The sequence below is a fragment of the Agrobacterium larrymoorei genome, from assembly GCF_030819275.1.
Taxonomy (GTDB): domain Bacteria; phylum Pseudomonadota; class Alphaproteobacteria; order Rhizobiales; family Rhizobiaceae; genus Agrobacterium; species Agrobacterium larrymoorei_B.
Genome location: NZ_JAUTBL010000002.1, coordinates 2,876,277 through 2,886,570 on the forward strand (window position 1 = coordinate 2,876,277; position 10,294 = coordinate 2,886,570).

Below are 10,294 nucleotides of genomic sequence, written 5' to 3' on the forward strand. Positions count from 1 at the left end.
AACGAGAAAGCCACGGCGTTTGCAGCGCCGTGGCTTTTTATTTTCAAGAGGCTTTCGAGCCTTATCCCGTTCAGTCGAACGGGATGGCGCGATCCGTGCTCTTGACCGGCTTGCCGTCGATCGTAACGGCGATGTCCGAAGAGCCTGCCGTGCGCTTGACCGAAACGTCACGGACAGCGCCGTCGATCGTCACTTGGACGGAGAAACCATCCCAGGCCTCCGGCAGCGACGGCGCGATGTGCAGCTTGCCGCCGTTGCGCGTGATGCCGAGAATGCCTTCGACCGCCGCACGGTAGAGCAGGCCCGCAGAGCCCGTGTACCAGCTCCAGCCGCCGCGGCCGGCATAGGCGTTTTCGCCATAAACATCCGCCGTCACCACATAAGGTTCGACACGGTAGGTCTCGGACGCCTCGCGATTGAGCGCGTGGTTGACCGGGCTCAGCATCGAGAAGCACTTCCATGCATCCTCGCTGCGGCCAAGCTTGGCAAGCGCCAGTACCACCCAGGTTGCGGCATGGGTGTACTGACCGCCATTTTCACGGACGCCCGGCGGATATCCCTTGATGTAGCCGGGATTGTGCGGCGTACGGCTGAACGGCGGCGTGAAGAGGCGGATAATGCCGAGATCCTCGTCCACGAGCTTGCTCATCACCGCATTCATGGCTTGCTGAGAACGATCTACCTCGCCTTCGCCGGAAAGAACGCTCCAGCTCTGGCCGAGCGAATCGATCTGGCATTCCTCGCTGGAGGACGAGCCGAGTGGCGTGCCATCATCGAAATAGCCGCGACGGTAATACTCGCCGTCCCAGCCTGCGGTTTCGAGCGCTGCACGCAGCTTGTCGCGGTGCGTCTTCCACCGCTCCACGCGGTCGAGATCGCGGCGTTCCTCAGCGATGGCGATGAAGTCGCGCAGCGTACCGGCCAGGAACCAGCCCAACCAGACGCTGGTACCCTTACCGCCAATACCGACGAGGTTCATGCCGTCGTTCCAGTCTCCACCAAGCATCAGCGGAAGCCCGTTCTCACCGGTGCGATGGATCGCGAGATCGAGCGCCAGCGCCACATGCTCGTAGAGGTTTGCCGTCTTCTCGCTCGTTTCCGGCTGGAAGAAGGCATCGTGCTGGCCGGGCATCAAGGCAGCACCCTTGAGGAAGGGGATCTCTTCCTCAAGAATCGCCTTGTCGCCGGTGGTGGCGAGGTACTGATAGGTGGCATAGGCAAGCCACACCACGTCATCCGAGATCGTGGTGCGAACACCCGCGCCCGTCAGCGGCAGCCACCAATGCTGCACGTCACCTTCGACGAACTGACGACCGGCAGCGCGGACGATCTGCGCACGGGCGAGATCCGGCTGGTAGAGCAGGAAGGCAAGCGTGTCTTGCAACTGGTCGCGGAAGCCGAAGGCGCCACTCGACTGATAGAAGGCTGTGCGTGCCAGAATGCGGCAGGAGAAAGCCTGGTAGGGCAGCCAGGTGTTGACCAGATGGTTGAAGCCGGCATCCGGCGTCGAGACCTGCAACTGGCCAGTAAAGCCCTTCCAGAAATCCTTGTTTGCCTGAAGTACGGCGTCAAAGTCCGCGTTGCGGATATCGCTCACCAGGGCACGGGCTTCGTCAGCCGTGTCGGCATCGCCAAGATAGAACAGCACGTGGCGTTCTTCACCCGGCTTCAGGTGGATCTCCTGCATCAATGCCGCGCAAGGCGCGCCATCCAGCTCGGTGCTGCCGGAAAGCGCGGCACCTGTGACGACGGCTTGCGGTGCGTTGATGGTGCCGAAGCGGCCAATGAATTCCCGCTTGCTGGTCGTAAAGCTGGTCGATGGCCCATCAAGCGATAGGAACGACGTTCTCTCACTATAGTCGATGCTGTAGGGATTGGAGGCAAAGAGCGCTCCGGTTTTCTCATCATGGCTGCTGAGAATGAACGGCGCAGACTTTTGCGGATTGTTACCCAGCACCCATTCGACATAGCCATAGGTCTTCAGGCGGCGGTTCTGCGTTCCGACGTTGCGGATCGTCAAACGCGAGAGCTTCACCGGCTTCTCGCGATCGACCGTCTGCGTGACCTCGATATCGAGGCCATCATCCACACTGCGGAAGGTGGAATAGCCAAGACCGTGACGGGCTTCGAAGACGGCCTCCGGGTTGCGACCGATAGCGGCGAATGGCGAATGGATCTTTCCGCTTTCCGCGTCGGCAACATAGATCGCCTCACCCGGACGGTTGGTGACCGGGTCATTCGTCCATGGCGTCAACTGGTAGTCGCGAGAATTACGGCTCCAGGTAAAGCCAGCACCTTCCGCCGAGATGTGGAAGCCGAATTTCTCATTGGAGATAACGTTGATCCACGGATGCGGTGTTGCCTGGCCACGATTGAGGCGGACGACATATTCGCGACCGTCCTTGGTGAAACCACCAAAACCGTTCCAGAAATCAAGATCGTTTGTGTCCTCGACAGGATCGGCAACCGGGTAGGCCGGCGTCGGCACGCGGGCAAGCGCCGTATTGGTGCTGTCCGGTGCACGATTGGCGGCAAAGAGCGACACGGCACGGTTGACCTGATCGACGATCTTGCCGTTGCGCACGTGGAGCACGACGCGGGACGCTGCAAGAAGGGCGGCCCAGGTCTCTTCATCCATCAAATCGCGACGAACGGAGAAGACATGCGGACGACCGCCATCAGCCGGGTTGATGCGGCGCTGCGCTTCGGAAATGTGATCCAGCGCATGCTGCATATCCTGTGCATAGGAAGCCGCACGCTCATTGACGATGACGAGATCGAAGATGACACCGCGCGAACGCAGATATTCGTGCGCGCTCAAAGCCTCACGGACGATATCCATATCCATGTCGTCATTGATGCGCAGCGCGAAGATCGGGAAGTCACCAGAAATCGCCAGCGACCAGAGCGAACGCTGCGAGGCAAGCCCGGTCTTCAGCGTCTCGGCGTCGGCACGCAGATGCATGTCAGGATAGACGAGATAACGACCGAGATGCTGGAAGGCCGCTGCCTGCTGCGAGGTGACGCCAACGTGGCGCATCTGCACCTGCGTACGTGTCCAGGCATGAACCAGTTCATGGGCAAAGGCGTCCGGGTGACGGTAGCGATCGATCGCCTTGTCGACATCCTCACGGCCAGGGGCCGCGATTGTCCAGAAGATCACGCTGACCTTCTTGCCGGCGGGCACGCGAACGACGCGGCGCAGCGACAGGATCGGATCGAGCGTGAAGCCATCCGAATTGGAGAGCGCTGCACCCTGATCGAAGGCCGCAGCTTCCGCAAGGGAGCGACCACGGCCGATAAACTTGGCACGATCTGTCTCGTACTCGGTCGCACGCGACGAGCCGGCATTGTCAGCCGCCAGATGGGCGATAATGGTGCCGGGTTCGCTGGGCGAACGCTTGTTGCGCCATGCGCGGATGACGTCACCACGCTTGCCAATCTCCGTCTGCACGAACATGCGCGAGAAGAGCGGGTGGGCGTTGTCGTCGTCTTCCTTGCCGATGACCGGCTCGAGATAGGAGGTCACCTCGATGAAGCGATCTTCCGTTCCGACGTTGAGAAGCGTGATACGGCGACCTTCGGCATCATGCTCGGTGGCGACGATGCACTCCACGACGCTCTGCAGATCGCCGACCGTTTTGTGGAATTCCGCACGGTCGTCCATGAAGACGGTCTTGGTCTTCTCACCTTCTGCGACACGGGGTTCGGCCGTCGCACTCCACCATTGGCCGGTCGTGGTATCGCGCAGGAACAGGAAGGTGCCCCAACGATCTTCCGTGGGATCGGCCTTCCAGCGGGACACCGCCTGGCCGTTCCACTTGGAGTAACCGGCACCGGTTGCCGTCAGCATTGTCGAGTAGTGGCCATTCGACAGGAACACCACGTCGCGGTCGCGGATCGCGGGATCGGTGACAGTGCGGACTTCAGCCCTCAGCAGATCCGCCTGTTCCTTGCCGGGCGTTTCCGGCTCGTACTTGGCGCTCATCACCGGCACTTCGCGCGGTGCCTTTTCCTGCAACAGAAGCTCGGCCGCTTCGATGACCGGATCGGCGTGGAAGAGTTCGCGCAGGAAGCCATCGAAGGCGACGTTGGCAACGGCCGCAATCGACATGCCATGGTGGTGGGCGTAGTAGTTATAAACCACAGCGCAGACCTTGCCGTCCGGCACGCGGGTCGGCGTGAAGTCCACCGCATCATGGAAGCCATAGCGACCAAGCGCGCCGAGCTTGCGCAGCTTTTCGAGGTTCTCGAGGGCAGAATCCGGATCGTATTGCGCCGCCAGGATCGAGGCGTAAGGCGCAATCACCGCATTCTGGCCAAGACCGCGCTTGAGGCCCAGCGTCGGTACACCGAAATTGGTGTACTGGTAGTTCATATTATGATCGCGGGCATTAAAGGCCGCTTCGGAGATACCCCACGGCGTGCCGAGACGGCGGCCGTGATTGATCTGTTCGCGAACGATCAGATTGTTGGTCTGGTTGAGAATACCACCCTGACGCTCCTGCATGACCAGCGGCGGCATCAGATATTCGAACATCGAACCGGACCAGGAGACCAACGCACCCTGCGCGCCGATCGGCACGACCTGACGACCGAGACGATACCAGTGCTCCGTCGGCAAATCGCCCTTGGCAATCGCAAAGAGCGAGGTCAGTCGGCATTCGGACGCAAGCAAGTCGTAGCAGGCCTCGTCCAGCTCCTGACTTTCCACACGGTATCCGATGGAGAGCAGGCGGCGATCCTTACGATAGAGGAAGCCGAAGTCCATGGAGAAGGCGAGATCGCGGCTGCGATCGCGAAGCGAAGCAAGCCGTTCGCGAAGCGAATCGATGGTCGAGTGATCGAAGGCGCTGTCGGAAATATGCGCTTCACAGCAATCGACCAGCATTTGCGCCCAGCGCGTCATTTCCGCGCTCTGTTCGGACTTCACCTCCAGATCGAGATTGGCGGCGAGCTTCTGAATGTCGCGCGCCAGGACCGCGAGATTGATGACGCGGATGGAGGCGAACTCATGCTCGCGCTTGACGGAGGCGAGCGCGTTGGAGAAGCCGATGATGCGCTCTTCCAGACGGCGATGGAGCGGACGCAGGTTCTTGCGATCGTCCGGCAGCTCTTTCAGGCTTTCGCGGACGATGCCGGCGACATCGCCGATACCGTCGAGATTGCCTTGAAGATGCGCAGACGGCGCTTCTGCCCATTGGCGGCAGGCGGAAGAAATCGCGATCAGATGGCCGGCAAGGTTGCCGCTATCCACGGCAGAAACGTAGCGTGGGCCAAGCGTCTGAAGCGTATCGGTGTGATACCAGTTGTATAGGTGACCGCGATACTTCTCCATCTTTTCGACCGTCTCGATCGTCTTTTCCAGACGTTCGATCGTGTCGGAGAAACTAATCCAGCCGAACTGCCGGGCAGAAATCGTCGATAGCAGATAGACGCCGATATTGGTCGGCGAGGTACGGCTGGCAACGACCGGGGTTGGCGTTTCCTGGAAATTGTCCGGCGGCAGATAGTTTTCGTCCTTGTTGACGAAGGTCTCGTAATAACGCCACGTGCGACGCGCGATCTTTCTGAACTCGCTCGACACATGCTCGGACACGAACATCCGGTCTTCGGTTTCAGCCGATTGGCTGACATACCAGGCAACGACCGGCGAGAAGACCCACAGTAGCGCAAAGGGAATGCCAACGAGGAAGGCATTATCGCCCGGAAGGGCTGCAAACAACAGACCGAGGAGCGCCACGACAGGCGCGTGCCACATCTGCTTGTAGTAATCGAAGACGCTGCCCTGCGCGCTGGATTGAATGCTGGCAGCCGTACGCCATTCCAGCATCAGCTTGCGGCTGACGAAGAGGCGATAGAGCGAGCGGGCGATGGCATCCGCCATCATGCAGGCGCCATCGGCAATGAAGACGATGCGAAGCGCGACCTGCGCATTCGTGGCGCGGATCTCCGACCAGATGGTGTGGAAATGCGCCTGTGGCACGATATCGGTGGACCGCGGAACAAGGCCCGACAGCAGCGAGATCGTCGGTGCAACGAAGAGCGAGAAGATCAGCAGGATCTGCCAGATCAACGCGCCGAACGGGTCCATGAAGTACCAGCCGAGAACCGAGGCGACGAACCAGGCAATCGGGGTCAACGAACGGCGCAGGTTGTCGATCATCTTCCAACGGCCAAGCGCGGTAACGCCACGTGCCGGATCGAGAATGTAAGGAAGCAACTGCCAGTCGCCACGCGCCCAGCGATGCTGACGCGAGACTTCCACCTCGTAGCGAGTCGGGAAGTCTTCGACGAGTTCGACGTCGGTAACGAGAGCGCAGCGGGCGAACGAGCCTTCAAGAAGGTCGTGAGACAGAACGGCGTTCTCATCGATCCGGCCCTTCAGAGCCTTTTCGAAGGCGTCAACGTCATAGAGGCCCTTACCGGTGAACGAGCCTTCTGCGGTCAGGTCCTGATAAACGTCCGACACCGTAAAGACATAAGGGTCGATACCGCGGTTGATCGAAAAGACGCGCTGGAAGACGGAGGCATCCTTGCCGGTCGTCAGCGACGGGGTCACGCGCGGCTGCAACAGGCCGTAACCATGGATCACGCGGCCGGTTTCCGGATCGTGGACCGGACGGTTGATCGGGTGATGCATCTTGCCGACGAGCTTGGTGACGGCATCGCGCATCAGGCGCGTATCGGCGTCCAGCGTCATGACGTATTTGACGTCCTTCGGCACCGTGTTGGCACCGTTGAGGAAGGTCGTATCCTTGTCGCCGCGCAGCAGCAGGTTCAGCTCATGCAGCTTACCGCGCTTGCGCTCCCAGCCCATCCAGCAACCTTCGGATGGATTGTAGATGCGACGGCGGTGAAGCAGGAAAAAGCGGGTTTTGCCGTCGAAAGCATAACGCGCAGACAAAGTTGCCACTTCGCGCTTGGCATATTCCAGGATTTCCACATCCTCGGTGGTCTGCTCCTGCTGTGCGTCACGCCAGTCGCTGATCAGCGAGAAGTAAATCTCGCCATGCGGATTGGCGAGATAATGGACTTCGAGATTGCGGATCATCTCATCGACCGCATCGCGGCTGGTGATCATGCATGGCACGGCAACCAGCGTGCGCGCATCTTCGGGAATGCCGTTCTTGAATTCGTACCCGACAAGGCGGAAAGGTTTGACGAAGAAGGTGACGAGCGTGTTGAAGAGACCTGTCGCACCTTCCGATGCGGGCAGCGCGAACATCAGCAGGAACGCGCTCACCACATACCAGGGCATGCCAGCCTCAGCCAGGAACCAACCGACCGCCAGCATGGCAAGCGCCGTCAGGACCAGAACCGGGACGGCCACGGCAAGCCAGTTGAAACGCCGCATGGCTCGCACAACGCGCTGCGCGAACAGCGGGTTGTAACCAATGCGCTGCTCCAGCTCCTTGCGGCGCTGACCGACGAGGAAGGCACCGACATTCGGCTGATGCGGATAGGCATCCTTGGAATTGGCGGCTTCCGCCACCATGTCGACGGCAAGCTGGGCAACTTCGACTTCGGTTTTGGGAGAACGACGCGCCAACAGTTCGACATTGTTGCGGTAGGTGTTGCGCGAACCGAAATCGAGCGTCTCATAATCGGTCTGCTCACGCAGAACCTTGTCGATATGGCTGACATCTTCGAACCAGACGGACCATTCGGTATCGTCGATCTCGCGCAGGCTCTTGACGATATTGCCCATCGTCACATTGCCGGATGCAAGCCGGTTATGCTCCGCCATCATCACGTTTTCGGCGTCCGTACCGACGCTATGAAGACGCTCTTCCAGCCAGTTCAGGGCGAAGTTCGAGGTCTGCGAACCGTTCTTCAGTCGATAGAGGAACTGGGTCGCAAAGGTCGGATCGTCCACCAGCGGGTCGATCTGCTTGAGGAATTCAGCCGACGGCTCCGCATCGTTGAGACGAATAATCTCGTCCACCACCTCATTCGCCTTATGGCGCATGCGGCGCGAGCGCTCCACACGAATGGAGATACGACGCAGGTTCTCGATCAGCACGAAGCGCAGGAAGGATGGCAGCGCCCAGATTTCACCGATCTGCAACGTCTTGTGCGTCTGGAAACCTTCGACAAGCGCGGTCAGGCTTTCGCGCGAGACTGTGCTGTGCGTATGGGCGACATAGAGCCAGGCCAGTGCGAGCGCGCGAGGGATCTCGGCGTTGCCGATCGTCATCGTCGGCAGTTGGCGATAGAATTTCTTCGGGAAGTCACGACGGACTTCCTGGATGGCTTCTTCAATTACATAGTGATTGTCGAGCAGCCATTCCGCAGCCGGCGTGATCGTCAGGCCGTTCTCCGAATCCACCGCCGTGGTGCGATAGACGCGCAGAATTTCCTTCTCGTTCTCGCGGTGACGCGCAAAGAAGTCGAATTCCATGAAGCCGGGAAGGGAGGCGGACCCTGTCTGCGACAGGTCTGCCCCGCAAGCTTTCAACTCGTCTATGTTGAAATAAACAGAGCGGATCGAGTCGTTGTGATCGATCTGCTTGGTTTCGGAATCACGGGCGGCGGCGGGCGGCGTAATATGAAATGACATCGGCTCGTATTCTGGACCCTGAGTGGAGTGCTTAGGCTAGTCTGTAACCCTTAACTGTTTCAGAGTTCTCATCGAGAGTGAAACAATGTGGCAAGCTTTATTTCGCGCTGATCCTGAACCTTTGCTGAACCACCGCGAACCAGCACACGATGGGAAGGCACAATCTTATCGCCCGACATGGTGAAATCGGGGCATTCGGATTTCAATATATAATATCAATAGTTTCTCGAGAACGGATTCCCACGCGAGGGCGCGTCGCCCCGAAGCCAGACGTTTCGCAAACTCCTCCGGGCGAAACCGTCGCTGCCTTCCCTGATATCTCCCCATACCTGCTTGGCATTCGTGTTTCCGAACTGATGTGACCAGAAGGTTTTGAATGTTTCAAGGCATTTTCAGTTCCATGCCATCTGTTTGATTGGCGCGCAAGACGACAAATCTTAGCGAACAACGACGCGCCCTTATCAAGACGGCCCACTCTTGCTATTCATGATGCTTAAAGAACGGGCCGGGCAGCTCGTCTGCCGCGGCAAAGATACGGAATAGCAAAGCATGACCCTTCATCCGGTGACCATTTCCTCGTCGTCCAACGTCATGGAAGAGGTGGTTGAAATCCGCCGCTATCTGCATCGCAACCCGGAGATCGGCCTGTCGGAATTCAAGACCTCCGATTTTGTTGCAGGGCGCCTGACACAGATGGGCTATGAGGTGACGCGAGGATTGGCCGGCACCGGCGTGGTCGCCACCTTGCGCAATGGCACCAGCAATCGCAGTATCGGCATCCGCGCTGACATCGATGCTCTACCGATCCATGAAGAAACCGGCGCCGACTATGCGAGCGAAACGCCCGGCATGATGCATGCCTGCGGTCATGACGGCCATACTGCCATGCTGCTGGGCGCCGCCAAAATCATTGCCGAACGGCGCAATTTCGACGGTACGATCCATCTGATCTTCCAGCCAGCGGAGGAGAATTTCGGCGGCGCGCGCATCATGATCGAGGATGGCCTGTTCGACCGCTTCCCGTGCGACGCTGTTTTTGCCCTGCATAACGACCCGAGCCAGCCCTTCGGCCATTTCGTTCTGCGCGAAGGCCCGGTCATGGCGGCAGTGGACGAGTGCAAGATCACCGTCAACGGCTATGGCGGCCATGGCGCGGAACCGCAAAGCGCCTCGGACCCGATCGTTGCCGGCGCCAGCATCATCATGGCGTTGCAAACTGTGGTGTCGCGCAATGTTCATCCGCTGATGCCGGCCGTGGTCACTGTTGGCGCCTTTCATGGCGGCAAGGCGAGCAATGTTATCCCCGAGACGGCGGAAATGCTGCTCACCATCCGTTCCTTCGATCCGGAAGCCCGCGATGAACTGGAAAAGCGCATTCGCATGATCGCCGAAGGGCAGGCGGCCAGCTATGGCATGAGCGTGACGCTGGATTATGAGCGCGGCTACAGCCCGACCGTCAACCACAAGGCGGAAACAGATTACGTCCGAGCGCTTGCAACACGCTTTGCCGGTGCGGACAAGGTTCTGGAGATGGAGCGCCCGACAATGGGGGCGGAAGACTTTGCCTATATGCTGGAAAAGCGCCCCGGCTGCTATTTTTTCCTTGGTACCAAGCGCACCGATAACGACCCGCCGCTGCACCACCCAAAATTCGATTTCAACGACGACATCATTCCGATCGGCACAGCCTTCTGGGTCGAGCTTGCAGAAGATTTCCTCAAGGCGAGCTGA

The 10,294-nt window shown here is 59.5% G+C and carries 2 protein-coding genes; one reads left to right on the forward strand and one right to left on the reverse strand.

Features of this window, described 5'->3' with window-relative positions; genetic code table 11:
• Positions 1 to 70 precede the first annotated feature (70 nt).
• Positions 71 to 8,563, reverse strand: a complete 8,493-nt coding sequence (locus tag QE408_RS22470) for a GH36-type glycosyl hydrolase domain-containing protein (RefSeq protein WP_306934658.1) — start codon at positions 8,561 to 8,563, stop codon at positions 71 to 73.
• A 591-nt stretch (positions 8,564 to 9,154) separates the two neighbouring features.
• Between QE408_RS22470 and QE408_RS22475 the strand changes: the two genes are divergently transcribed.
• The gene (locus QE408_RS22475; protein ID WP_373465597.1) at positions 9,155 to 10,294 is read left to right on the forward strand and encodes a M20 aminoacylase family protein; all 1,140 of its coding nucleotides are present in this window, start codon (positions 9,155 to 9,157) and stop codon (positions 10,292 to 10,294) included.